This is a genomic window from Pseudomonas yamanorum (genome assembly GCF_013386765.1).
Lineage (GTDB): Bacteria > Pseudomonadota > Gammaproteobacteria > Pseudomonadales > Pseudomonadaceae > Aquipseudomonas > Aquipseudomonas yamanorum_A.
On sequence record NZ_JACARE010000003.1, the window covers coordinates 32,136 to 55,777 of the forward strand.

22 protein-coding genes are annotated in these 23,642 nt (G+C 60.7%); 8 read left to right on the forward strand and 14 right to left on the reverse strand.

Annotated features, from left to right (window positions below):
• Positions 1–77: 77 nt before the first annotated feature.
• From HX875_RS00810 to mgrA, 3 genes are all read left to right on the forward strand, one after another.
• Entirely contained in the window at positions 78–968 is an 891-nt protein-coding gene (locus HX875_RS00810) for a LysR family transcriptional regulator (RefSeq protein ID WP_177040924.1), read from the forward strand.
• A 161-nt stretch (positions 969–1,129) separates the two neighbouring features.
• Positions 1,130–2,458, forward strand: coding sequence for an OprD family outer membrane porin (locus HX875_RS00815; RefSeq protein WP_177041510.1), 1,329 nt, complete (start codon positions 1,130–1,132; stop codon positions 2,456–2,458).
• A 109-nt stretch (positions 2,459–2,567) separates the two neighbouring features.
• Positions 2,568–3,605: an L-glyceraldehyde 3-phosphate reductase gene (mgrA, locus tag HX875_RS00820; RefSeq protein WP_003211877.1), complete on the forward strand. Its 1,038-nt coding sequence runs from the start codon at positions 2,568–2,570 to the stop codon at positions 3,603–3,605.
• Between the two features lie 137 nt (positions 3,606–3,742).
• Here the strand turns inward: mgrA and tauD are convergent, their stop codons facing one another.
• From tauD to HX875_RS00855, 7 genes are all read right to left on the reverse strand, one after another.
• Positions 3,743–4,579: a taurine dioxygenase gene (tauD, locus tag HX875_RS00825; protein WP_177040925.1), complete on the reverse strand. Its 837-nt coding sequence runs from the start codon at positions 4,577–4,579 to the stop codon at positions 3,743–3,745.
• A 22-nt stretch (positions 4,580–4,601) separates the two neighbouring features.
• A complete protein-coding gene (gene tauC / locus HX875_RS00830; protein WP_177040927.1) occupies positions 4,602–5,438 on the reverse strand; it encodes a taurine ABC transporter permease TauC in 837 nt (278 codons plus the stop codon).
• Positions 5,435–6,214, reverse strand: coding sequence for a taurine ABC transporter ATP-binding subunit (gene tauB, locus HX875_RS00835; protein ID WP_177040929.1), 780 nt, complete (start codon positions 6,212–6,214; stop codon positions 5,435–5,437). The genes tauC and tauB overlap by 4 nt, the downstream gene beginning before the upstream one ends.
• A gap of 18 nt (positions 6,215–6,232) precedes the next feature.
• Positions 6,233–7,210: a taurine ABC transporter substrate-binding protein gene (tauA, locus tag HX875_RS00840; RefSeq protein WP_003213167.1), complete on the reverse strand. Its 978-nt coding sequence runs from the start codon at positions 7,208–7,210 to the stop codon at positions 6,233–6,235.
• A 242-nt stretch (positions 7,211–7,452) separates the two neighbouring features.
• Positions 7,453–9,036: a glutamate--cysteine ligase gene (gene gshA / locus HX875_RS00845; protein WP_177040931.1), complete on the reverse strand. Its 1,584-nt coding sequence runs from the start codon at positions 9,034–9,036 to the stop codon at positions 7,453–7,455.
• A gap of 214 nt (positions 9,037–9,250) precedes the next feature.
• Positions 9,251–9,634 carry a PaaI family thioesterase gene (locus tag HX875_RS00850; RefSeq protein WP_008435797.1) on the reverse strand — a complete coding sequence of 128 codons (384 nt, stop codon included), beginning with the start codon at positions 9,632–9,634 and terminating at the stop codon, positions 9,251–9,253.
• Entirely contained in the window at positions 9,634–11,958 is a 2,325-nt protein-coding gene (locus HX875_RS00855; protein ID WP_177040933.1) for a Tex family protein, read from the reverse strand. Before HX875_RS00855 ends, HX875_RS00850 begins: the two co-directional genes overlap by 1 nt.
• A gap of 356 nt (positions 11,959–12,314) precedes the next feature.
• On the opposite strand from HX875_RS00855, the gene ompR reads away from it, so the two are divergent.
• Together ompR and HX875_RS00865 are read left to right on the forward strand one after the other, a co-directional pair.
• On the forward strand, positions 12,315–13,055 hold the full coding sequence (ompR, locus tag HX875_RS00860; protein ID WP_003213175.1) for an osmolarity response regulator transcription factor OmpR: 741 nt from the start codon (positions 12,315–12,317) through the stop codon (positions 13,053–13,055).
• A 116-nt stretch (positions 13,056–13,171) separates the two neighbouring features.
• Positions 13,172–14,485, forward strand: coding sequence for an ATP-binding protein (locus HX875_RS00865; RefSeq protein WP_003213176.1), 1,314 nt, complete (start codon positions 13,172–13,174; stop codon positions 14,483–14,485).
• Between the two features lie 126 nt (positions 14,486–14,611).
• On the opposite strand, the gene rimK is transcribed toward HX875_RS00865, so the two are convergent.
• Genes rimK through rimA form a run of 3 tightly spaced genes read right to left on the reverse strand, consistent with a single transcriptional unit; the run spans position 14,612 to position 16,792 of the window.
• Complete coding sequence (gene rimK, locus HX875_RS00870; RefSeq protein ID WP_003213178.1) at positions 14,612–15,517, reverse strand: 30S ribosomal protein S6--L-glutamate ligase; 906 nt, start codon at positions 15,515–15,517, stop codon at positions 14,612–14,614.
• A complete protein-coding gene (gene rimB, locus HX875_RS00875) occupies positions 15,514–15,996 on the reverse strand; it encodes a retropepsin-like aspartic endopeptidase RimB (protein ID WP_026078048.1) in 483 nt (160 codons plus the stop codon). The genes rimK and rimB overlap by 4 nt, the downstream gene beginning before the upstream one ends.
• Before the next feature lie 16 nt (positions 15,997–16,012).
• Positions 16,013–16,792, reverse strand: coding sequence for a S6 modification regulatory phosphodiesterase RimA (gene rimA / locus HX875_RS00880; protein WP_177040935.1), 780 nt, complete (start codon positions 16,790–16,792; stop codon positions 16,013–16,015).
• Between the two features lie 116 nt (positions 16,793–16,908).
• Here rimA and HX875_RS00885 point away from each other — a divergent pair, with 116 nt between their 5' ends.
• Positions 16,909–17,316 (forward strand): RNA-binding S4 domain-containing protein, encoded by a 408-nt coding sequence (locus HX875_RS00885; RefSeq protein ID WP_003213184.1) that lies wholly within the window; start codon positions 16,909–16,911, stop codon positions 17,314–17,316.
• 42 nt (positions 17,317–17,358) lie between these two features.
• On the opposite strand, the gene HX875_RS00890 is transcribed toward HX875_RS00885, so the two are convergent.
• A complete protein-coding gene (locus HX875_RS00890; protein ID WP_177040937.1) occupies positions 17,359–18,159 on the reverse strand; it encodes a phosphatase PAP2 family protein in 801 nt (266 codons plus the stop codon).
• 125 nt (positions 18,160–18,284) lie between these two features.
• On the opposite strand from HX875_RS00890, the gene hslO reads away from it, so the two are divergent.
• Positions 18,285–19,187 (forward strand): Hsp33 family molecular chaperone HslO, encoded by a 903-nt coding sequence (hslO, locus tag HX875_RS00895; protein ID WP_177040939.1) that lies wholly within the window; start codon positions 18,285–18,287, stop codon positions 19,185–19,187.
• Between the two features lie 179 nt (positions 19,188–19,366).
• A complete protein-coding gene (locus tag HX875_RS00900) occupies positions 19,367–20,908 on the forward strand; it encodes a phosphoenolpyruvate carboxykinase (RefSeq protein ID WP_177040941.1) in 1,542 nt (513 codons plus the stop codon).
• Between the two features lie 57 nt (positions 20,909–20,965).
• Here HX875_RS00900 and HX875_RS00905 read toward each other — a convergent pair whose 3' ends face one another.
• From HX875_RS00905 to HX875_RS00915, 3 genes are all read right to left on the reverse strand, one after another.
• On the reverse strand, positions 20,966–21,817 hold the full coding sequence (locus HX875_RS00905) for a DMT family transporter (RefSeq protein ID WP_177041511.1): 852 nt from the start codon (positions 21,815–21,817) through the stop codon (positions 20,966–20,968).
• Between the two features lie 108 nt (positions 21,818–21,925).
• Positions 21,926–22,282 carry a DUF1493 family protein gene (locus tag HX875_RS00910; RefSeq protein ID WP_177040943.1) on the reverse strand — a complete coding sequence of 119 codons (357 nt, stop codon included), beginning with the start codon at positions 22,280–22,282 and terminating at the stop codon, positions 21,926–21,928.
• Positions 22,283–23,032: 750 nt separating this feature from the next.
• Positions 23,033–23,362, reverse strand: a complete 330-nt coding sequence (locus tag HX875_RS00915; RefSeq protein ID WP_177040945.1) for a hypothetical protein — start codon at positions 23,360–23,362, stop codon at positions 23,033–23,035.
• Between the last annotated feature and the right edge of the window lie 280 nt (positions 23,363–23,642).

Below are 23,642 nucleotides of genomic sequence, written 5' to 3' on the forward strand. Positions count from 1 at the left end.
TCACATGTTTACCCAGGCCGATAAATGCGCCAGAGTTGCCTTGACTGTTCAAGAATCGCCAACAATGGAGACGCGCTATGGACCAGGTCAAAGCGATGAAAGTGTTCGTACGGATCTACGAGCGCAGCAGCTTCACTCTAGCTGCCGATGACCTGAACCTGCCGCGCGCCACCCTGACCCACACCCTCAACCAGTTCGAAGCGTGGCTGGGCACGCGGTTGCTGGAGCGCAGTACCCGCCGTGTACGCCCCACGCTGGATGGCGAGGCCTACTACCTGCGTTGCGTGCAACTGCTGGCGGAGTTGGAAGAGGCGGAACTGGCATTCCGTTCAGTGGCGCCCAAGGGCCGTCTGCGAGTGGATTTGCATGGCACCCTGGCCAAGTACTTCGTGATCCCGGCACTCCCGCAATTCATGGCGCGCTACCCGGAAATCGAACTGTCCATCAGCGAGGCCGACCGCTTCGTCGACCTGATCGCCGAAGGCGTGGATTGCGTGCTGCGGGCGGGCACTCTGGGAGATTCGGCGTTGATCGGCAGACGTGTTGCGACGCTGCGCCAGGTGACCTGCGCGAGCCCGGCGTACCTGCGCAAATACGGCGAGCCAAAAAGCCTCGCCGACCTTGGCGAGCACCGCGCGGTGAACTACGTTTCGCGCACCACCGCCAAGCTGTTTCCGTTCGAATTCATGGTCGACGGCCAAGTGCGGGAAGTCACGATCGAGGGTGCCTTGTCGGTGTTTGGTGCAGAGATTTACTCCGCCAGCGCGGTGGCCGGACTGGGCATTATCCAGTGCCCGCACTACCGCATGGCCGAGTTGATTAACCAGGGCGTGATGCAGGAAATCCTCACCGATACCCCGCCGCCGCCCATGCCGGTTTCGGTGCTCTACCCGCAAAACCGACACATGTCGCCGAGGGTGCGAGTGTTCGTCGATTGGCTCGCCGAAATCTTCGCCACTGCCCGCTAACCCGCGTACTTGCTGGGTTTCTTAAATTTAATTTCATCCGGGTAAAGGGTGTTTTGACTCCGAACTGTCACATGGCCATCGCCTAATTGTGTGAAGCGTTTGACGCTTTCATTTCAGAACAGTGACGGAGACCGGTACCAATGAAGACGTTATTAAGCCCCATGGTGGGTGCCGCCATGGCGAGCTTTATGCTGTCCGCCCACGCCGATTTTATCGATGACAGCCACGCCGACGTGACCCTGCTGAACCGCTACCTCAACCAGCAGGGGCGCGATGTGGTGAACAGCAATAACAAGGCCCACAGCATCCGTGACTGGGGCCAGGGTTTCGAATTCAACTTCAAGTCTGGCTACACCGAAGGCCCGGTCGGTTTTGGTCTGGACCTGCAGGCGTTCTACGGCTTGAAACTGGACTCCGGTGGCGACCTCAACGACAAGGATCACCAGGGCCGCTACCCCGGCAGCATGTTCCCGCTGGATAACGGCAAGTCCGCCGACCAGTTCGGCGTGCTCAGCCCGACCTTCAAGATGCGCTTCGCCCAGGATGAATTGCGCGTCGGTACGCTCTACGGCAACAACCCGGTACTGGCCAACACCGACGGCCGCCTGTACCAGCAGACCAACACCGGCGTGCAGTTGGTTTCCAAAGACTTGACCGACTTCACCTTCACCGCCGGTGACATCCTCAAGACCAAGATCCGCAACGAAACCGGCGACCAGGGCATGATCACCGCCGGCGGCACCAAAGAGAGCGATCGCTTCCTCTACGGCGGCGCGGACTACAAAGGCTTGCCGGACACCACCATCAGCCTGTGGTACTCGAACCTCGAGGATTACTACCAGCAGTTCTTCCTCGGTGCCAAGCGCCATGACGCCTTGCCTGTGGGCGCGATCGACACCGACGTGCGCCTGTACCGCAGCCTGGGTGTGGGTGAAAACGCCGCCGGCGACAAAGACTATTCCGCCGCCGGCCTCTACGGCGACGGCACCTCCAAGGGTCGCATCAACCAGTCCACCGTCAGCCTGTTGGAAAGCTACAGCCTGGACGGCCATACCGTCGGCCTGGGCATCCAGAAAAACAGCGGCGACAGCGACTTCCCGTACCTGGATTCCGGCCTGAACAGCGGTGCCAGCAACCAGGGCCCGGGTTCGGGCGCCGACACCCCGGCACTCACCAACATGCAACTGAACAAGTTCCAGCACGCCGGCGAACGCACCTGGCTGGCCCAGTACAAATATGACTTCGGCAAACTCGGCCTCAACGGCCTGACCTTCGCCACGTCCTACGCCCACGGTGATGACATCCGCACCACCCAAGGCACTACCAGCGAATGGGAACGTAACGTCACCGTGGCTTACCAGGTGCCTACCGGTACCCTCAAAGGCCTCGGCGTAACCTGGCGAAATGCCCACGCCAGCCCGGATATCACCGGTGCCACCGTGCAAGATGAAAACCGCTTCTATGTGAGCTACGTCGTTCCACTCTGGTAGGAAATTGCTGTACAAAGAGCAAGCACACTTAAGCGATTCAGCTGCTTAAAAGGCTTGGGAATATCGTTATTCCCAGGCCTTATTTGCTCATAAGACCAGAGAGGATTCGATGACTTACATTGCTGCCGAAAACCGCTATGAATCTATTCCTTATCGCCGCGTAGGTCGCAGCGGACTGGTGCTGCCGGCACTGTCCCTGGGGCTGTGGCACAACTTTGGCGACAGCACCCCCATCGACACCCAGCGCGCCTTGCTGCGCACCGCGTTCGACCTGGGGATCAACCATTTCGACCTGGCCAACAACTATGGCCCTCCGTACGGCAGCGCCGAGATCAACTTTGGCCGTTTGCTGCGCGAAGACTTCAAGCACTACCGCGATGAACTGATCATCTCCAGCAAGGCCGGCTGGGACATGTGGCCGGGCCCATATGGCCAGGGCGGCGGTTCGCGCAAGTACGTCCTGGCGAGCCTCGACCAGAGCCTGCAACGCCTGGGCGTCGACTACGTGGACATCTTCTACTCCCACCGTTTTGATGCCGACACCCCACTGGAAGAAACCGCCAGCGCACTGGCTACCGCCGTGCAACAGGGCAAGGCGTTGTACATCGGGATCTCGTCCTATTCCGGCGTAAAAACCCGCGAGATCGCAGCGCTGCTGCAAGAGTGGAAAGTCCCGCTGCTGATCCACCAGCCGGCCTACAACCTGCTCAATCGCTGGGTGGAAAAAGACCTGCTGGACGTCACCGAAGAACTCGGCGCCGGGGTGATTGCGTTCACGCCATTGGCCCAGGGCCTGCTGACCGACAAATACCTCAACGGCGTACCGGCGGATGCACGGGTGAATCGTCCGGGTGGTGGTTCGTTGCAGGCCAAGCACTTGTCCGAGGCCAACATTGCTCACGCGCGTGCGTTGAACGAAATCGCCAAGCGCCGTGGCCAGAGCCTGGCGCAGATGGCGTTGGCGTGGACGTTGCGTGATCCACGGGTCACCAGCGCCCTGATCGGTGCGAGCCGGCCGGAGCAGATCATTGAAAACGTCGGCGCGTTGCAGAACCTGAGCTTCAGCGCGCAGGAGCTGGCGGAGATTGATCGGTTTGCCCAGGAAGGCGGGATCAACTTGTGGGAGAAGCCGTCTACGGCTGAGTAAGCGGTTTCTGAATCAACCCCGGTCACCTGTGGGAGCCGGGCTTGCCCGCGATGGCGGAGTATCAGTCGATGAATATGTCGCTGACCCACCGCTATCGCGGGCAAGCCCGCTCCCACATTAGATCTGTAGCGTTCTTTCTAGAACGGTACATCCCCCAAAATCGTCGCCCTGTGCATCACCCGCCGCTGCGGCCGGTAATCATCCACCGCGTAATGCTGGGTCACGCGGTTATCCCAAAACGCTATGTCATTTTCCTGCCAGCGCCAGCGAATGGTGAACTCCGGCCGGGTGGCGTGGGCAAACAGCAGCTTCAACACCGCTTCACTTTCCGCCGGCTCCAGTTCGTTGATCTTGCTGGTGAACCCCTCACTGACGAACAGCGATTTGCGCCTGCTCACCGGGTGCGTACGAATCACCGGATGAGACAGCGGCGGGTTCTTGCGCCGGGCTTCTTCCCAGCGCGCCAGGTCTTCCGGCGTGTTGCCGTAACGCTCCAGCGGGAAGGATCGGGTGAAGTCATGGGTTGCCGTCAAACCGTCCAGCAGTTTCTTGAACGGCTCCGACAACGCCTCATACGCGGCAATCCCGCTGGCCCACAACGTATCGCCGCCAAACTCCGGCAACAGCTTGGCGCTGAGTACCGCGCCGAGGGCTGGCGTTGGCAGGAAGGTCACGTCGGTGTGCCAGATGGCGTTGTCGCGCACGTCGGTCACGGCGGTGTCGAGGATCAGCACTTCAGGCTGTTCCGGCACGTTGGGGTAGATCGGGTGAATGTGCAGGTCGCCGAAATGTGCCGCGAACCGCGCCTGTTGCTGCGGGTTGATTGGCTGGTTGCGGAAGAACAGCACCGAATGCTTGAGCAGCGCCTGTTCGATGGCGTCGCGGTGTTCGATGGTCAGCGGTTGGGTAATGTCGACGCCACTGATCTGGGCGCCAAGGGCGGTGCTGAGAGGCGTTACGGTCAGGCTGCTCATGGGGTTCTCGTCGAATATGTGCTTAGTGTGCCTGGCCATGCCAAGGCACCAGTTTGCGCTGCAGGGCACGCAAGCCCATTTCCATGGCGAAGGCGATCAGTGCGATCACCAGAATCCCCAGCACCACCACATCGGTGACCAGGAACTGCGCCGCGGACTGCACCATGAAGCCCAGGCCGCTGGTGGCGGCGATCAGCTCGGCGGCCACCAGTGTCGACCAGCCGACACCCAGGCCAATCCGCACGCCGGTGAGGATGTCGGGCAGGGCGCTCGGCAGGATCACGTGGCGAATCAGCTGTGCCCGTGTTGCGCCCAACGACTGCGCAGCGCGCAACTTGGCCGGGTCGACAGTGCGTACGCCGGTGGCGGTCGCGATGGCGATCGGCGCAAAAATCGCCAGGTAGATCAGCAGCACCTTGGACAGCTCGCCGATGCCGCACCAGATCACGATCAGCGGCAGGTAAGCCAGGGGTGGAATCGGCCGGTAGAACTCGATCAGCGGGTCCAGGATTCCCCGGGCGATGCGATTGGAGCCGATGGCAATGCCCACCGGCACGGCGGTCAGCACGGCAAAACCGAGGCCCAGGCCGATACGCTGGAGGCTCGCGCCCAGGTGCTGCCACAGGGTGGAGTCCATGTAGCCGGTGGTCGCCAGCAGCCAGCCTTTTTGCAGCACGGCCGAAGGCGGTGGCAGGAACAGCGGCTCGATCAGCCCGCTGGCGGTCACGGCCCACCAGATGGCAACCAGCGTCACCAGGGTCAGCACGCTGATCCAGCGGGTGCTCAGGCTGCGGCGTACGGGCGTGACGGGTTTGGTCGCCGGCTTGGCGGCCGTGGCCGGTAATTCGTAACTGCTCATGCGGACACCTGCCGTTGGGAGAACACCTTGCCCAGCACGTGTTCGCGGGTTTCGATAAAGCGCGGGTCGGACTTGATCGCCCGTGCCGATTCGCCCGCAGCGTAGCGCTGGCCGAAGTCCAGGCTCAGGCGCTCGACGATCTGCCCGGGGTTGGGTGCCAGCAGAATCAGGTCCGTGGCGAGGAACACCGCTTCTTCGATGTCGTGGGTAATCAGGAAGACGGGTTTTGCCGTGCGTCGCCAGACTTGCAGCAACAGCTCCTGCATCTGTTCGCGGGTGAAGGCATCGAGGGCGCCGAAGGGTTCGTCCATCAGCAGTACGCGTGGGTCGGCAGCCAACGCACGGGCCAGGCCGACGCGTTGCTTCTGGCCGCCGGAAAGTTGCCAGATGCGGCGACTGTCGAAACCGGCGAGGTCCACCAGGGCGAGCATTTCCCGGGCGCGGATTTCCCGCTGGGCCTTGGACACGCCGGCCAGTTCCAGGCCGAAGCCGACGTTGGCCAGCACGTCCTGCCAGGGCAGCAGGGCGTCGTCCTGGAACACCACGCCGCGTTCGGCGCTGGGGCCTTTCACCGGCACACCGTCAAGGGTGATGCGCCCGGCGCTGGGTTCGACAAAACCGGCAATCAGGTTTAACAGCGAAGTCTTGCCACTGCCGGAAGGGCCGAGGGCCACCAGCAATTGCTGGGGCCCAAGGCTCAGGGAAATATCTGCCAGTACTGGCTCCGGGCTGCCTGGGTACTGTGCGCTGATGCGCTCCAGTTGTAGCAAGGCCATCGCGGTTAACTCCTGGTATCAGTTAGTGATGAACTTCGGGCTGACGTACGGGGCGTAGTCCGGCAGTACGGCGTCGACCTTGCCTTGTTCCTTGAGGAACGCGGCGGTGTCGGTGACGGCCTTGGTGGTCGGTGCGCCGAGCAGGGTCACCTGGTCAGCCGCCAGCGGGTACACGTTGCCTTGCAGCAGCAGTGGAATGTCGCTGGCCTTGGCCCCGGAGAGCTTCACCAGTTTGTCGACGTTGCCTTTGTCAGCCAGCCAGGCTTGTGGGTCTTTGCGGTAAGCGGCGTAGGCATCCAGGGTGACTTTGGCAAAAGCCGTGACGATTTCCGGGTGCTTCTCGGCGAAATCCTTACGCACGATCCAGGCATCGAAGGTCGGCGCGCCAAACTTGGCCAGTTCGCCGGAGGTGATCAGCACCTTGCCGTTTTCCTTGGCCACGCCCAGGGCCGGGTCCCACACGTAGGTGGCGTCGATATCACCGCGCTTCCAGGCGGCGATGATGGCCGGCGGGGCGAGGTTGAGGATGGTCACTTTCGAAGGGTCGATGTTCCAGTGTTTCAGCGCGGCCAGCAGGCTGTAGTGGCCGGTGGAAACAAACGGCACGGCGACTTTCTTGCCGATCAGGTCCTGCGGGCTGTTGATCCCGGAACCGTTGCGGGCCACCAGGGCTTCGGCACCGCCGATCTGGGTCGCGATCAGGAAGGTTTCCACCGGCACCTTGCGGGTTACCGCAGCGGTCAGCGGGCTGGAACCGAGGTAGCCGATCTGCACGTCGCCGGAAGCGATGGCGGCGATGATGTCGGCACCGTTGTCGAATTTGCGCCAGTCGATCTTGGCGTTGGTGGCTTTTTCGTACGCGCCGTCGGCCTGGGCGACTTTCGCCGGGTCCACGGTGGTCTGGTAAGCGATGGTCACGTCGGCGGCCTGGGCAAACAGGCTGGCACCGGCCAGGGACAAGGCCGCCAGGAGGCGAAGGGGGAAGTGCAGTTTCAAGGGGAGAGTCCTCATCAGGCGGCCGGAGGTCGGCGTGTGAGAAGACTAAATGATCTAAGAATCCGAAAATAAATAACATTTTCGAATTAGCTTATGAGGAGAAGTGAACCTGAAGCTTGGGTCTGCAGAGGTCAAATGTGGGAGCTGGCTTGCCTGCGATGGCATCGACTCGGTACTACTGAAGTACCGAGGCGCCTGCATCGCGGGCAAGCCCGGCTCCCACAGGGTTTTGCGTAAGGCCTTTAGTTACTGATCGCCAGAATGCTCGCCTGGTACGACCCGACAAACACGTCAAAGTCGCCCACTTCGTTCTGCTCCAGCTCCGCCTGCTGCGCCAGCGAATTACGCGCCAGTTCCTCAAAGCGTGCCTGTTCCTCAGCCTTCAACGGCTCGCTGCGGAAATGCTCGGCGTGCACCTGGCTCTGATGCAGCGAAAACTGCGCAAAGCTCTCTTTACGTTCGCTCATCGCCGCCAACACCTGGGCCGACGGGGTCAGGGACGAGTCCTTGACCTTCGCCAGCTGGGCGTCCAGCGCCTGGCTGTGCTCAGTGATGCCCTGGCTCTGGTCCAGCAAGGCTGCCAGCGGAGCAATCTGCTCCAGCAGCTCGGCCGCCCATTCCTTCATGTCCACCGATTCGCCACGGCGATGCAATTGCAGGCCCGGACGGCGACCTTCCTTGACCACGCTGAGGAAGTTGGAGGTGGCGTTGCCGCACTCGTTGTCGGCGAACAGCGGGCTGTCGTTGAGTGCGCAATACAGCAGGAACGCATCGAGGAAGCGCGACTCCTGCAAGTCGATACCCATCGGCAGGAACGGGTTGATGTCCAGGCAGCGCACTTCGATGTACTGAATGCCACGGGCCATCAGCGCCTGGATCGGCCGTTCGCCGGTGTAGGTCACGCGCTTGGGCCGGATGTTGGAGTAGTACTCGTTTTCGATCTGCAGGATGTTGGTGTTGAGCTGTACCCACTCACCGTCCTTATGGGTGCCGACTTCGACGTACGGTGCGTAGGGCGTTGCCACCGCTTCGCGCAGGCTGTCGGTGTAGCTCGCCAAATCGTTGTAGCACGGCGTCAGGCCGGCCTGGGCGTTGCTCTGGTAACCCAGGTCGCTCATGCGCAGGCTGGTGGCGTACGGCAGGTACAGGGTGTCGGCATCCAGCACTTCAAGCTGGTGCGAGCGCCCGCGCAGGAAACCCGCGTCCAGGGCCGGCGAGGCACCGAACAGGTACATCAGCAGCCAGCTGTAGCGGCGGAAGTTACGGATCAGTGCGATATAGGCCGTGGACTGATAGTCCCGGTCGGTGCCCACAAAGCCTTCGGCTTCCTTGAGCAGCGGCCAGAGGTCTTCCGGCAGGGAAAAGTTGTAGTGGATCCCGGCGATGCACTGCATGGTCTTGCCGTAACGCAGGGCCAGGCCCTTGCGATATACGTACTTGAGCTGTCCGATGTTGGAGGTGCCGTAGTAGGCAATCGGAATATCTTCCTCGGCCGGCAACGGGCACGGCATCGATGGACTCCACAGGTACTCGTTGCCGAGCTTGCTGTAGGCAAAACGGTGGATCTTGTCGAGGCTGCTCAGGGTGTCGGCCGGGTTGGGCAGGGCCGGCGTGATGAACTCAAGCAGCGACTCGGAATAGTCGGTGGTGATCTGTTCGTGGGTCAGTGCAGCGCCCAGGGCCTCGGGATGCGGCGTTTGTGCCAGTCGGCCTTCACCGGTGACGCGCAGGCATTCGCGCTCGATGCCGTGCAGGCATTGCTCGAGCAAAGAGAGGTGTTCGTGCTTGCCGAGCAATGCCAGGCGGCGGTTGAGAAGTTCGCTCAAGTTGGATTCCTTCACGCGTCAGTCGCCCCAATATGGGGGTGGGCAGGACGGTCTACAAGGGTGAAGTGGAAACTGGCGTTATCGCCTGGTTTTCGAGCCGGATTGACCCACTCTGAAAGAGCCGCCCTCGTCCTTGAATCTGGCTATCGCGCACGAAGAAAAGTTCGGCGCAACTTTCGCAGCGCCGAAATTAACTCAAATCGATGACAGGGAGCTATAGGACAGCGAAGGTGCCTTGTGCTTTTGCGACCAGTTTTTCGTCCTGGTACACGTCAGCCTCGACCACCAGCGTGCGCCGGCCGGGGTGAATCACCCGGGCGGTACACAGCACGTCGCCGTCGGAAACGGCGCGGATGTAGTTGATCTTGCATTCGATGGTCGCGCTCTGCTGGTCGAAACCATGGGAGCTGGAACACGCCAGCCCCATGGCAATGTCCACCAGGCTGAAGATCGCCCCGCCATGGAGCTTGCCAGCGCGGTTGCGCAGCTGTGGTTCCAGGGTCATGGCCACCTCGGCAACGCCGGTTTCCAGGCGTTGCAGGCGGCAGCCAATGAGTTCGCTGAAAGCACTGTGGGTCAAGCCGGCTGGCAGTTCCATTAACGTTTCTTCAGTTGTTTGGCGTTGGCGAACAGCGAAGCCATGGCGTTATTGGCCGGGGCTGGGGCTGCGGTTTCCTTGCGCGGTGCGCTGCCTTGGGACTGGCGTGGCGCAGAGCCTGGGCGTGCGCCGCGGGCACCGTCGATTTTCTCGCCGGGGGTGTCGCTCATGCGCATCGACAGGCCGACGCGTTTGCGCGGGATGTCGACTTCCATGACTTTCACCTTGACCACGTCACCGGCTTTCACCGCTTCGCGAGGGTCCTTGATGAACTTCTCCGAAAGCGCAGAGATGTGCACCAAACCGTCCTGATGCACGCCGATATCCACAAACGCGCCAAAGTTGGTCACGTTGGTGACCACGCCTTCGAGGATCATCCCCAGTTGCAGGTCCTTGAGGTCTTCGACGCCTTCCTGGAACTCGGCGGTCTTGAACTCGGGGCGCGGGTCGCGACCGGGTTTTTCCAGCTCTTGCAGGATGTCGGTGATGGTCGGCACGCCGAAGGTTTCGTCGGTGTACTTTTTCGGGTCCAGGCGCTTGAGGAACGCGGCGTCGCCGATCAGCGAGCGGATGTCGCGGTCGGTTTCAGCGGCAATGCGTTGCACCAGCGGGTAGGCTTCCGGGTGAACGGCCGAGGAATCCAGCGGGTTGTCGCCATTCATGACGCGCAGGAAGCCGGCGGCCTGTTCGAAGGTTTTTTCGCCCAGGCGTGCGACTTTTTTCAGCGCCGCACGGGTCTTGAACGCGCCGTTTTCGTCGCGGTGGGTCACGATGTTCTGCGCCAGGGTGGCGTTGAGGCCGGAGATACGAGCCAGCAGCGCAACCGAGGCGGTGTTCACGTCTACACCGACGGCGTTCACACAGTCTTCCACCACCGCATCCAGGCCGCGGGCCAGCTTCAGCTGAGACACGTCATGCTGGTACTGGCCGACACCGATGGATTTCGGATCGATCTTCACCAGTTCGGCCAGTGGGTCCTGCAGGCGGCGAGCGATGGACACGGCGCCACGGATCGACACATCGAGGTCCGGGAATTCCTTGGAAGCCAGTTCCGAGGCGGAGTACACCGAAGCGCCGGCCTCGGAGACCATCACCTTGGTCATCTGCATGCCTGGGTATTTTTTGATCAGTTCGGCGGCCAGCTTGTCGGTTTCACGGCTGGCGGTGCCGTTGCCGATGGCGATCAGGTCCACCGAGTGCTTGGCGCACAGGGCGGCCAGGATCGCGATGGTCTGGTCCCACTTGTTGTGCGGCACGTGGGGGTAGACCGTGGCGTGGTCGAGCATCTTGCCGGTGGCGTCAACCACGGCAACCTTGCAGCCGGTACGCAGGCCCGGGTCGAGGCCCAGGGTGGCGCGCGGGCCGGCCGGCGCGGCCAGCAGCAGGTCGTGCAGGTTGTGGGCGAACACGCTGATGGCTTCGGTTTCGGCGCCGTCGCGCAGTTCGCCCAGCAGGTCGGTTTCCAGGTGGGTGTAGAGCTTGACCTTCCAGGTCCAGCGCACGACTTCACCGAGCCATTTGTCCGCAGGACGATTCTGATTCTGGATGCCGAACTGTTGACCAATCATGCCTTCGCACGGATGCATGGTGCCCGGCAGCTCGTCGCCGACTTTCAGCGCGGAGCTCAGAATACCTTCGTTGCGCCCGCGGAAAATGGCGAGGGCGCGGTGGGACGGCATGCTTTTCAGCGGCTCGTCGTGTTCGAAGTAATCGCGGAACTTGGCGCCTTCCTCTTCCTTGCCGGCGATTACGCGGGCACTGAGGGTGGCTTCCTGCTTCAGGTAGCTGCGCAGTTTTTCCAGCAGGTTGGCGTCTTCGGCGAAGCGCTCCATGAGGATGTACTTGGCACCTTCCAGGGCGGCCTTGACGTCGGCGACGCCTTTTTCGGCATCGACAAAGCGTGCGGCTTCGCTTTCCGGGGCCAGGGACGGGTCGTTGAACAGGCCGTCGGCCAGCTCGCCGAGGCCGGCTTCCAGGGCGATCTGGCCCTTGGTGCGGCGCTTCTGCTTGTACGGCAGGTACAAGTCTTCGAGGCGGGTCTTGGTGTCGGCGAGCTTGATGTCGCGTTCCAGTTGCGGGGTCAGCTTGCCTTGCTCTTCGATGCTGGCGAGGATGCTGATACGCCGTTCGTCGAGTTCTCGCAGGTAGCGCAGGCGCTCTTCCAGATGCCGCAACTGGATATCATCGAGGCTGCCGGTGACTTCTTTACGGTAACGGGCGATGAAGGGCACCGTGGAGCCTTCATCCAGTAGAGCGACGGCCGCTTCGACCTGTTGTGGGCGTACACCGAGTTCCTCGGCGATGCGGCTGTTGATGCTGTCCATAAAACCACCTGAAATTCTGAAAGCAGGCTCGCAGGCCCGGAAAACAAGGCTTGCGAGGCTGGTTGAGCGGCCCGACTGGCGCCGCTGCCTGGGTCAAGAGGCAGCCTATTGACCCTCGAAATCGAAAAAATCACTACAAGCGGGTAAAAAAATCCCCTGGCAGTAAGCGGTAACGAACTGACGTTGCCCTGCACAAAGGCGCCGCATTATAACCAGCGTTCCGCCCTTGGGGGGATTGCGGCCAAGGTTGTAGGGCGCGGGTTCGCTGGCGGTAGAGGAAAAATCTGCTAACAATGCACACGGTGCGTATAACGGCAGCTACGCCATAATGCGCGCCGAGATAAGAGGAGCATCTAATGAGCAGCACTGCACAAACTGCTGAAGGCGAAAAAATTCTCATCGTTGATGACGATCCGGGGCTGAGCAGCCTGCTGGAGCGTTTCTTCAACTCCAAGGGCTATCGTGCCCGCGCGGTGCCAAACACCGAACAGATGGACCGCCTGTTGGGACGTGAAGTCTTCAACCTGGTGGTGCTGGACCTGATGCTGCCCGGCGAAGACGGCCTGACCGCCTGCAAACGCCTGCGCGGCGCCAACAATCAGATCCCGATCATCATGCTGACCGCCAAGGGCGATGAGCTGAGCCGCATCAAGGGCCTCGAACTGGGCGCCGACGATTACCTGGCCAAGCCGTTCAACCCGGATGAGCTGATGGCACGGGTCAAGGCCGTACTGCGTCGCCAGGCCGCCCCGGTACCGGGCGCTCCAGGCAGCGAAGACGAAAGCGTGACCTTCGGTGACTACGAGCTGTCGCTGGCCACCCGTGAGCTCAAGCGTGGCGATGAAGTGCATATGCTGACCACCGGCGAATTCGCCGTGCTCAAGGCACTGGTGATGAACGCTCGCCAGCCGCTGACCCGCGACAAGCTGATGAACCTGGCCCGAGGCCGGGAGTGGGACGCCCTGGAGCGCTCCATCGACGTACAGATCTCCCGTCTGCGCCGGATGATCGAGCCCGATCCATCCAAGCCGCGTTATATCCAGACGGTGTGGGGTGTGGGTTACGTGTTTGTGCCGGACGGCACCGCAACCAAGTGACCAATGATTTGCAGAGGCGGGTCTGCCGGTGATGACTCGATAAGAGTCAGCCGGTTGCCCGGCGTTTGCAATTCTGCGAGCTTCGCTCGCGCCTGCAAGGTGTCCAGCTGTCTTTTATGAAAACCCCGTTGTGGTTCCCGCAGAGTTTCTTCTCACGCACCCTTTGGCTGGTGCTCATCGTCGTACTGTTTTCCAAGGCCCTGACACTGGTTTATCTGTTGATGAACGAAGACGTGCTGGTGGACCGGCAGTACAGCCACGGTGTCGCCCTGACCTTGCGCGCCTACTGGGCCGCAGACCCCGAGAACCGCGAGAAGATCGCCAAGGCCGCTACCCTGGTTCGGGTCGCGGGCGCAGGCGTGCCCGAGGGCGAGCAACATTGGCCCTACAGCGAAATCTACCAACGCCAGATGCAGGCCGAACTGGGTGAAGACACCGAGGTGCGGCTGCGCATGCATGTGTCGCCGGCACTGTGGGTGCGGGCGCCAAGCTTGGGCGAGGACTGGCTGAAGGTGCCGCTGTATCCGCATCCGCTGCGGGGGCAGAAGATCTGGAACGTGCTGGGCTGGTTCCTGGCGATTGGTTTGCTTTCCACCGCGTCTGCCTGGATTTTCGTGCGCCAGCTCAACCAGCCGCTCAAGCGCCTGGTGTTCGCCGCACGCCAACTGGGCCAGGGCCGCAGTGTGCGCCTGCCCATCAGCGATACACCGAGTGAAATGACCGAGGTGTATAGCGCGTTCAACCAGATGGCCGAGGATGTCGAACAGGCGGGACGCGAACGCGAGCTGATGCTGGCGGGGGTATCCCATGACCTGCGCACGCCGCTGACGCGGTTGCGGCTGTCCCTGGAGCTGATGGGCAACCACACCGACCTGACCGACGACATGGTTCGCGACATCGAGGACATGGACGCGATTCTCGACCAGTTCCTGGCGTTTATCCGTGATGGTCGGGACGAAGTGGTGGAAGAGGTCGACCTGACGGACCTGGTACGTGAAGTGGTGGCGCCCTACAACCAGAACGGCGAGCAGGTTCGCATGCGCCTGGAGCCGATCCAGCCGTTCGCGTTGCGCCGGGTATCGATGAAGCGGTTGCTGAACAACCTGATTGGCAACGCCTTGCATCACGCCGGTTCCGATGTGGAAGTGGCGGCGTACGTGTCCGGGGATACCAGCGCGCCTTACGTCGTGCTGAGTGTGATGGACCGTGGCGCCGGTATCGATCCGGCGGAACTGGAAGGCATCTTTAACCCGTTCACCCGTGGCGACCGTGCCCGGGGTGGCAAGGGCACCGGCCTGGGGCTGGCAATTGTGCGGCGAATTGCTTCGATGCATGGCGGCAATGTTGAATTGCGCAACCGGCCGGATGGCGGCCTGGAAGCACGAGTGCGTTTGCCGTTGGGGCTGATGCTGCCTAGAGATGCGGTCTAACACCCAACACAGATTAAATGTGTGGGGCTGGTGTGGGAGCCGGGCTTGCCCGCGATGGCATCACCGCGGTTCGCCAGAAAAACCGAGGTGCCTGTATCGCAGGCAAGCCAGCTCCTACAAGGGGGATTAACCCTTGCCCTTGGTGCGCGTCATATTCGGCCCACCACTCTTCTCCAGATGCTGAATGATGATCCCCGCCACATCCTTGCCGGTGGTGGTTTCAATCCCTTCCAGGCCCGGTGATGAGTTCACCTCCATCACCAACGGCCCGTGGTTGGAACGCAGGATATCCACACCCGCCACACTCAGCCCCATGACCTTGGCCGCCCGCAGGGCCGTCATGCGCTCTTCCGGTGTGATCTTGATCAGGCTGGCGCTGCCGCCACGGTGCAGGTTGGAGCGGAACTCCCCCGGCTTGGCCTGACGCTTCATCGCGGCAATCACCTTATCGCCCACCACGAAGCAGCGGATATCCGCACCGCCGGCTTCCTTGATGTATTCCTGCACCATGATGTTCTGCTTGAGGCCCATGAACGCCTCGATCACCGACTCGGCGGCCGTTGCCGTCTCACACAGCACCACACCGATGCCCTGGGTACCTTCCAGTACCTTGATCACCAGCGGCGCGCCGTTGACCATCTCGATCAGGTCGGGAATATCGTCCGGGGAGTGTGCAAAACCGGTGACCGGCAAGCCGATGCCACGGCGCGACAGCAACTGCAGCGAGCGCAGCTTGTCCCGCGAACGGGCGATGGCCACCGATTCATTCAGGGGCGAGACCCCCATCATTTCAAACTGGCGCAACACCGCGCAGCCATAGAATGTCACCGAAGCGCCGATACGCGGGATCACCGCATCGAAGCCTTCCAGCGGCTTGCCCCGGTAGTGGATCTGCGGCTTATGACTGGCAATGTTCATATAGGCGCGCAACGTATCGATCACCACCATCTCATGGCCACGTTCGGTGCCGGCCTCGACCAGGCGACGGGTGGAATACAGACGCGGGTTACGCGACAGCACAGCGATCTTCATGCAACACCTGTGGCAGAGGTAGTAGAGACCGGGAACACCGGCTTGTCTTGAACGTATTTGAGCCCGGGATTGACCACCAACTGGCCGTCAATCAGAGCCTTGGAGCCCAGCAACAGCCGGTAACGCATGGCCTTGCGGCAGGCGAGGGTGAATTCCACCCGCCACACCCGATCACCCAGGGCCAGAGTGGTGCTGATCACATACCGCACCTGGGCCTGACCGTTGGAGCTTTTAATGGTTTTCATCGCCACCAGCGGCGCTTCGCAGCGCCGGTGACGCAGTTGCACCACGCTGCCCAGGTGCGCGGTGAAGCGCACCCACTTTGCACCGTCGCGCTCAAAGGGCTCGATCTCGGTGGCATGCAGGCTTGAGGTACTGGCGCCGGTGTCGATCTTGGCGCGCAGGCCAGCCACTCCCAAGTCGGGAAGTGCCACCCACTCACGCAGACCCACAACGGTCAAATGGTCAAATGTCTTCAATATGAATAACCGGCAATTAATTCGCCCAGGCGCCAGGTGAAACCTCGGCCAGGGCTTTGAATGCAGGCTTGGCGAACCAGTAGCCCTGCATCAGAAATATTCCACAGTCGGCGAGGAAATCCCGCTCGCCGGCACTTTCGATACCTTCGGCGATGACAGTAACGCCCAACTGCTCACAGATTGTGACAATCCCCCGGACGATCACCTGACGGACACGATCACGGTCGACATCGCGGATCAGCGCCATGTCGAGTTTGATCAAGTCAGGTTGGAAATCGGCCAGCAGGTTCAGCCCCGAATAGCCCGCCCCGAAATCGTCGATGGCGGTCTTGAAGCCGAATTCGCGGTATTCACGCAGAATATTCGTCAAATGGCGATAGTTATCTACGTGCTCGCTTTCCAGTGTCTCGAAAATCAGCCGGTCCAATGGAAAATTATGCGTGCGGGCCGCTTCCAGGGTGCTGCGAATGCACAACTCGGGCCGATAGACCGCATTGGGCATGAAGTTGATTGAAAGGTGTGTCTGCAGGCCCAGTGTCGAGGCGGTGGCGATGGCCTTGGTGCGGCATTGCTGGTCGAAACGGTAGCGATTGCTATCGTTGACCTGACCAAGGACCGACAACGCACCCTCACCCTTAACGCCGCGCACCAGGGCTTCATGGGCAAAGACCGAGTGGTCGCGCAGGTCCACGATAGGCTGATAGGCGAAGGCAAACTCAAAGCCCAGCGGTTCGCTTTGCTGGCAACCCGCGCAGCCTTGTTTGGGCGAGGTGATTGAAATGGGAAAGTCGGTCACGCGTTAACCTCGCGAAAACAGGTTGCTACCTGGCGTATCTTAGGTGAGCTCAAGGGTTTATGCGTTGAAGGGTTTCAACGGTAAAGTTGCGACATTTTTCAGAGCGAGGAATTCAAGTGGCTCAGAAGCAGGAAGAGGAAGAAAAAGTCCGTCTGGACAAGTGGTTGTGGGCGGCGCGCTTTTTCAAGACCCGTGCCCTCGCCAAGGCGGCTATCGAGAGTGGCAAAGTGCATTGGCGGGGCGAGCGCTGCAAGCCGGGCAAGGAGCCGCGCATTGGCGATGAGTTCCAGATTCGTGCCGGTTTTGATGAGCGAACCGTGGTGGTCCAGGCGCTTTCAATTGTGCGAAGGGGCGCTCCCGAGGCGCAGGCCTTGTATACCGAAACCGAAGCCAGCATCGCCAAGCGCGAAAACGCGGCGGCCATGCGCAAGGCGGGCTCCCTGGGCATGACCACCGACGGCAAGCCGAGCAAGAAGCAGCGGCGTGACCTGTTCAAGTTTCGCGGCAGTGGCAACGATGATTAACCGGAAAACCGCAGGAGCCAGGTCGGCTCCTGCAACTTCACGTTAAGCGCTGCGAATAACGCTCAAGCGATTAACCAGCGGCACCCGCTGAAACCACTCGAACACCGGGCTTGTCACCCGTACCAGAAGTCCCGAAACCTTCGCCGCAAACGGCGTGTAGTAACCCCAGCCCAATGCCAACAGCGCCAGCAACACCCCGCCGATGTAATCGTCCTGCCCCCAATGCGCGCCGGCCACAAGCCGCGGCATCATGAACAGCAGCGCCAAGCCCCAGATCACGAGAACCTGGCCGATGCGCTTGGCGAACACGGTCATGAACATTCCCCAGATCAACAACACGGACGCGTGATCTCCCGGGAAACTCTGGCTGGAGCGGTCCTTCAGTTCCCAGGTTTTTTCAAGGCCGGGGAAATAGTCACTCATCTGGATCGCCCCGCTGATCACCATCGACGGGCTATGGTGTTGCCAGCCCATCTGCGCCGCCAGCTTGGAAAACAGCATGCGGATAAACAGCAACAGCAGCAGAATGCCCAGGAATCCGAAAAACGCCTGGCGCACTTCAATCGCCTTGAACACCCAGCCGCCGCGGATCAACAGCGTCAGCAGAATCACCCCGACCACCGCGTCAAACGGGCGCAAACTGGCTACCGCCCACACATGCAGCCACGCGGGGCTGCTGGCCAGAGGGTCGTTGAGCAGATGAAACAGCCACTCGTCGAAAACCACGCAGAGCGCCTGGCCCGCCGGCCAGAGCCAAAAACACAGCAGCCCCACAGCGAGTAAATTGCACAGGGCCAATCGCCCGAGGTTCCACTTGGCTTGGAACAAACCCGGATTGTTCATAAACTGTTTCCTCTTTGCTTTAAAGCGCTTCGTTTTCCCGTAGAAGGCCGCACCAAAATAGTGCTAAAGCGTGTAATTCTATAAACCTTGTCATCTTTTTGTCATCAATTCAGATACCCAGACCTATGACTGATCTACCGGATACCGACTTCACCCAACGCTTCATCTTCGACGACAGCGACGCCCGCGGCGAACTGGTCGCCCTGGAGCGCAGCTATGCCGAAGTCCTCGCCAAGCACCCCTATCCGGAGCCGGTCGCGCAGTTGCTCGGCGAGCTGATGGCGGCCGCCTCGTTGCTGGTGGGCACCCTGAAGTTCGATGGTTTGCTGATCCTGCAGGCCCGCTCCGAAGGCCCGATCCCGCTGCTGATGATCGAATGCTCCAGCGAGCGCGAAATCCGTGGCCTGGCCCGTTACGACGCCGACCGCATCGCCCCCGACGCGACCCTGGCCGACCTCATGCCTGACGGCGTACTGGCACTGACCGTCGACCCGACCGTAGGCCAGCGCTACCAGGGCATCGTCGACCTTGACGGTGAAACCCTGTCCGACTGCTTCACCAACTATTTCGTGATGTCCCAGCAAGTGGGCACCCGCTTCTGGCTCAACGCCGACGGCAAGCGCGCCCGTGGCCTGCTGCTGCAACAACTGCCGGCCGACCGCATCAAGGATGAAGAAGACCGCGCCGACAGCTGGGCACACATCACCGCCCTGGCCGGCACCTTGAAAGCCGAAGAACTGATGGGCCTGGACAACGAAACCATCCTGCACCGCCTTTACCACGAAGAGGCCGTGCGCCTGTTCGACGTGCAATCCCTGCGCTTCCACTGCAGTTGCTCCCGCGAGCGCTCCGCCACTGCCCTGGTCAGCCTGGGCCTGGAAGATGCGCAGGACCTGGTGGTGGAACACGGTGGCAACATCGAGATCGACTGCCAGTTCTGCAACCAGCGCTACCTGTTCGACGCCGCCGATATTGCTCAATTATTCGCCGGCGCGGGCGTCGACACCCCTTCGGGCACCCGCCACTAAAACGTTTAAGCACAGGTAAATCACCTGAGAAACGCCAGATTTCCGCCGTTCTGACCGGAGGGCCCTACTCTTTTTGGGCTTTTCTGGCATAATCCGGCCCACTTTTTTCGCGGTAGTAGTGCGCAACTTTCTACTACAAAACGTTTGGAGCACTCGGCCATAGGCCGACGGGGAACCTCATGACGCAAGCCAATAACGCCGTATACACTGACCTGAGTGTTGACGATCTGGTCAAAGAAGCCCTGCAGCGCGGTGAAGGCGTGCTTGCCGATACTGGAGCGCTGGTCGTAGAAACCGGTCATCGTACCGGCCGTTCGCCAGTCGACCGCTTCATCGTTGAAGAGCCTTCCACCCAGGCTGCCATTGCCTGGGGCCCGATCAACCGCAAGTTCCCGGCCGACAAGTTCGACGCCCTGTGGGCTCGCGTCGAGGCATTCAACAACGCGCAAGAGCATTTCGTTTCCCACGTTCACGTAGGGGCTGCAGAAGACCACTACCTGGCCGTGAAAATGACCACTCAGACTGCCTGGCAGAATCTGTTCGGTCGTTGCCTGTTCATCAACCCGGCCCAGTACAACCCGGCCGGTCGTGAAGAGTGGCAAGTGCTCAACGTGGCCAACTTCGAATGCGTACCAGAGCGTGACGGCACCAACTCCGACGGTTGCGTGATCCTCAATTTCGCCCAGAAAAAAGTCCTGATCGCCGGCATGCGTTACGCCGGTGAGATGAAAAAAGCCATGTTCTCGGTGCAGAACTTCCTGCTGCCGGCCTCCGACGTACTGCCGATGCACTGCGCAGCCAACATCGGCGAAGCTGGCGATGTGACCCTGTTCTTCGGCCTGTCCGGCACCGGTAAAACTACCCTGTCCGCCGACGAAAGCCGTTACCTGATCGGTGACGACGAACACGGCTGGGGCGAGGGCGTGGTGTTCAACATCGAAGGCGGTTGCTATGCCAAGTGCATCGACCTCTCCGAGAAGAACGAGCCGGTTATCTGGAAAGCCATCAAGCACGGCACCGTGCTCGAAAACGTGGTGATCGACGATGCCAAGCACGCCGACTACACCAACGTCAGCCTGACCCAGAACAGCCGCGCCGCCTACCCGCTGGAGCACGTGGCCAAGCGTTCCGAGAAAAACCTCGGTGGCGAGCCCAACGCTGTGATTTTCCTGACCTGCGACTTGACCGGCGTACTGCCGCCCGTGTCGATCCTCAGCGAAGAACAAGCGGCCTACCACTTCCTGTCCGGCTACACCGCTCTGGTGGGCTCGACTGAAATGGGTTCGGGCGGCGGCATCAAGTCGACCTTCTCCACCTGCTTCGGCGCACCATTCTTCCCGCGTCCGGCCGGTGAATACGCAGAACTGCTGATCAAGCGCGTGCGCGGTTTCGGCTCCAAGGTCTACCTGGTCAACACCGGCTGGACCGGCGGCGGCTACGGCGTTGGCAAGCGCTTCAACATCCCGACCACCCGTGGCGTGATTGCAGCGATCCAGAGCGGCGCGTTGATCGGTGCCGAGACCGAGCACCTGGACACCATCAACCTGGACGTGCCATTGGCTGTACCGGGCGTTGATACCGGCCTGTTGAACCCACGTAACACCTGGGCTGACAAGGCTGCCTACGACGAAGCCGCGAAAGCGCTGGCGGGTCTGTTCATCGAGAACTTCAAGAAGTTTGAAGTGAGCGATGCGATCAAGGCTGCGGGTCCGAAGTTGTAAGATTCGGCCGTTGTGAAAAAGCCGCCCCTTGTGGGCGGCTTTTTTGTGGGCGATGGATCAGTCGACGAGGTGCAAAACCACCGCTCCCACCAACACCAGTACCACGCCGGTTACTTGTACCGCTGAAAGTCGTTCCTTGAAAAATACAAATCCCAAAATCGCCGCGATCCCGCCGGATAGGGTGCTGATCACCGTCACCACGGAAACCGACCCCACCATTGCGCCCCACGAAAATGCCGAGAACCCGCCAAGGTTCATCAGGCTCGCCCCGGTCAATGTTGCGCAGTTTTTCAGCGGCGGGATTTTCAGGCCGTCTTTGACTTTAAGCACCATCAACACCAGCACGCACAGGCCTACCAGATACCCGAGCCAAAGCATCGTGACCGGTCCAAGCGTCGGCAGGGTGTAGCGGCCTTGCACCCAAAAGCTTGTGCCGTAGAGCAACGCTGCGAGCATTGCGTAGGCAATCGAGCGGCTGGAGCTGTTGTGAGGGACGCCGTTGTCCTTGTGAATGCTGGACAGGATCACGCCGACTACGCAGAGAGCGATGCAGCCGAGTTGGATCAGGCTGATGTGTTCGCCGCTGGCCCATGACAGTAAAGTGGTCACGACGCCGTAGGACGTCACCAGCGGTGCGACGATGGCCGCTTTGCCCAGGGAGAAGGCCTTGGACAGTGCGAGGGCGCCGGAGACGGTCAAAAGCGCTGCAGCGGCCCCAAGGAGCCAGACACTCAACGGTGCCGCGAGGGATTTGACGAGGAAGGTGGGGAATATGACCAGTAGCAGGGTCATGATCAGGAAGCCCAGGGCCTGGCCGAAATACACCGCGCGTTTTACGCCGACGGCTCGGGCGTTGAGGCCCACGAGGAAGTCCGTGCCGCCCCAGAGCAGGGCGGCCAGCAGGCCCATTAGTACGTCCATGTAAGGTCCTTGTTATTTTTTTGAGGCTACGGTGTATTGGCTTATAGGTGTGTTGATTGTTCGGGCTTCATCGCGGGCAAGCCCGGCTCCTACAGTTCAACTGAGGTTTTCCAGGGTTTGGGTGTCCCAGCGATGAGTCTTGATGGCCAGGTAGAGCATGCCGATGGTCAGCGGGATTTTATCGCCGCGACCTTTGGCTCGGCGTTTCAGGAACACATCGAAGACCGGAGGCTGGAAGTAACGATAAGCGTCGTAGTCGTTCAAGTCGATGGCGAAATCCTGTTCCAGCGCCTCAATGAATTGCTTGGCCTCGGTGCCGTCGCAGCCCAAGTCCAGGTTGATTGAGGTTTCGAGGCGGATGGTTTTGTGTTTGGGCAAGCCGATTTCGTCGTGCAGCAGTTGCAGGAGCTGCTGCATGGCGGCGTCTTCGGGGAAGTTGGGGGCCAGGTTCATGGTGGGGGCACGTTGGAGTGGGTGAGGAGGGCGGTTACGTTTCCGGCGGAATTTATTTCGTGTGATGAACAGTGCCAAGCCTATCAAGAACAGGGCGATAGGGAGGAGTTGAATGCTGAGAATGATGGCCACGTAGGGTAGCCAGAAAGTCAGGATTAGCGCCGTCGTTAGAAAGGTGAGGGCACATCGCTTTCTGATTGTGGCGTCGGTGATTTGGTAGTGCAGCAGCAGGTAAGCGGCGAAAAAGCACGCTGCTTGTAAGTAGAGCATCTGACTATGACTCATTTGAGTACACGTGCATTGAGGACGTAGAGCGTTGAGGGCCGATTCCGCCTTTAACTTGAGCGTCAGCAGAGGCTTGTGCGTCAATCAAGCAGAGAGTGGCGAGTTTGTGTCGGTTATGGGGTGTTACGGTAAATCGGATCACGGTGAACATGACGCCATAGTGGCCGATGTATTGAGTCCTTTCGAGGTTCACGGGGTTTCTGCCGAGTAGATGACGGGGCGCTAGTTTCGGTCAGGCTGCGGTGAGTTCTGTAGAGGGATTGGCTGGTGCGGGAAGCAGTTTGGGAAGGATATGGCGTGGCGCTCGGCGTTTTCTTACGGCCTTATCCTAGATTTGCAGTGGATTGATACTTCGCATGCGAAGAAATCAAAAGTGGGAGCCGGGCTTGCCCGCGATGGCGGTGTGTCAGTGGTAGAGGTGTTGTCTGACACTCCGCTATCGCAGGCAAGCCAGCTCCCACATTTTTAACTGTGTGATTGCTCAGAGGGTGTTCGCTTTATGGCGTCTGCGGTGGTGAGTTGCATCATTCCGTATTGGGCGGCTTCCAGCAGGTCACATCCATCCTGGACCAGCAAATACAGGGCGTTGGTGATGTGGGAAATGTCTTTGAGGTCGGCCTGTTCGAAGGTCAGGCAGGAGAAGGTTTCGAGCAGATCGGCTGCAGCGCGGATGCGTTGGTGGGCTGCGGACTGGATATCTTCGGCGGCGGCTTCGGTGTCGATGAGTAGGGGGTGGGTATCGGTGAAGTTGGTGCCAAGTGGAAGGTAGCGGTTTATCGCTTCAGGTTTTTGCATTTGAAGGTACTCGGTTTGCTGTTAAGTAACCGTCATCACCGTGGCCAAACGATGGGTGGCGGACTGTGCGCAGGTTGGCCAACCGGAAACAGCAATCCGGCACGTCCGAGGACGTCCCACACACAGCCGCCATAACATTGCGCTGAGAAGACGATAGACGTCCGCCAGACAAGTGATGGCACTTATGTGTGCTGTTTTCGAGTGACCAAACCCGGTCGCTGAATTTGCAGCGACGGGGCGAACCTTGGCGGGAGTACGGGGCGAGAGCAATAAACAGATC

Bases quoted from the DNA above. Each gene is read 5' to 3' on its own strand.
- HX875_RS00810 (WP_177040924.1), top strand. From the start codon at position 78: ATGGACCAGGTCAAAGCGATGAAAGTGTTCGTACGGATCTACGAGCGC.
- HX875_RS00815 (WP_177041510.1), top strand. From the start codon at position 1,130: ATGGTGGGTGCCGCCATGGCGAGCTTTATGCTGTCCGCCCACGCCGAT.
- mgrA (WP_003211877.1), top strand. From the start codon at position 2,568: ATGACTTACATTGCTGCCGAAAACCGCTATGAATCTATTCCTTATCGC.
- tauD (WP_177040925.1), bottom strand. From the start codon at position 4,579: ATGAGCAGCCTGACCGTAACGCCTCTCAGCACCGCCCTTGGCGCCCAG.
- tauC (WP_177040927.1), bottom strand. From the start codon at position 5,438: ATGAGCAGTTACGAATTACCGGCCACGGCCGCCAAGCCGGCGACCAAA.
- tauB (WP_177040929.1), bottom strand. From the start codon at position 6,214: ATGGCCTTGCTACAACTGGAGCGCATCAGCGCACAGTACCCAGGCAGC.
- HX875_RS00850 (WP_008435797.1), bottom strand. From the start codon at position 9,634: ATGGAACTGCCAGCCGGCTTGACCCACAGTGCTTTCAGCGAACTCATT.
- HX875_RS00855 (WP_177040933.1), bottom strand. From the start codon at position 11,958: ATGGACAGCATCAACAGCCGCATCGCCGAGGAACTCGGTGTACGCCCA.
- ompR (WP_003213175.1), top strand. From the start codon at position 12,315: ATGAGCAGCACTGCACAAACTGCTGAAGGCGAAAAAATTCTCATCGTT.
- HX875_RS00865 (WP_003213176.1), top strand. From the start codon at position 13,172: ATGAAAACCCCGTTGTGGTTCCCGCAGAGTTTCTTCTCACGCACCCTT.
- rimK (WP_003213178.1), bottom strand. From the start codon at position 15,517: ATGAAGATCGCTGTGCTGTCGCGTAACCCGCGTCTGTATTCCACCCGT.
- HX875_RS00890 (WP_177040937.1), bottom strand. From the start codon at position 18,159: ATGAACAATCCGGGTTTGTTCCAAGCCAAGTGGAACCTCGGGCGATTG.
- hslO (WP_177040939.1), top strand. From the start codon at position 18,285: ATGACTGATCTACCGGATACCGACTTCACCCAACGCTTCATCTTCGAC.
- HX875_RS00900 (WP_177040941.1), top strand. From the start codon at position 19,367: ATGACGCAAGCCAATAACGCCGTATACACTGACCTGAGTGTTGACGAT.
- HX875_RS00905 (WP_177041511.1), bottom strand. From the start codon at position 21,817: ATGGGCCTGCTGGCCGCCCTGCTCTGGGGCGGCACGGACTTCCTCGTG.
- HX875_RS00910 (WP_177040943.1), bottom strand. From the start codon at position 22,282: ATGAACCTGGCCCCCAACTTCCCCGAAGACGCCGCCATGCAGCAGCTC.
- HX875_RS00915 (WP_177040945.1), bottom strand. From the start codon at position 23,362: ATGCAAAAACCTGAAGCGATAAACCGCTACCTTCCACTTGGCACCAAC.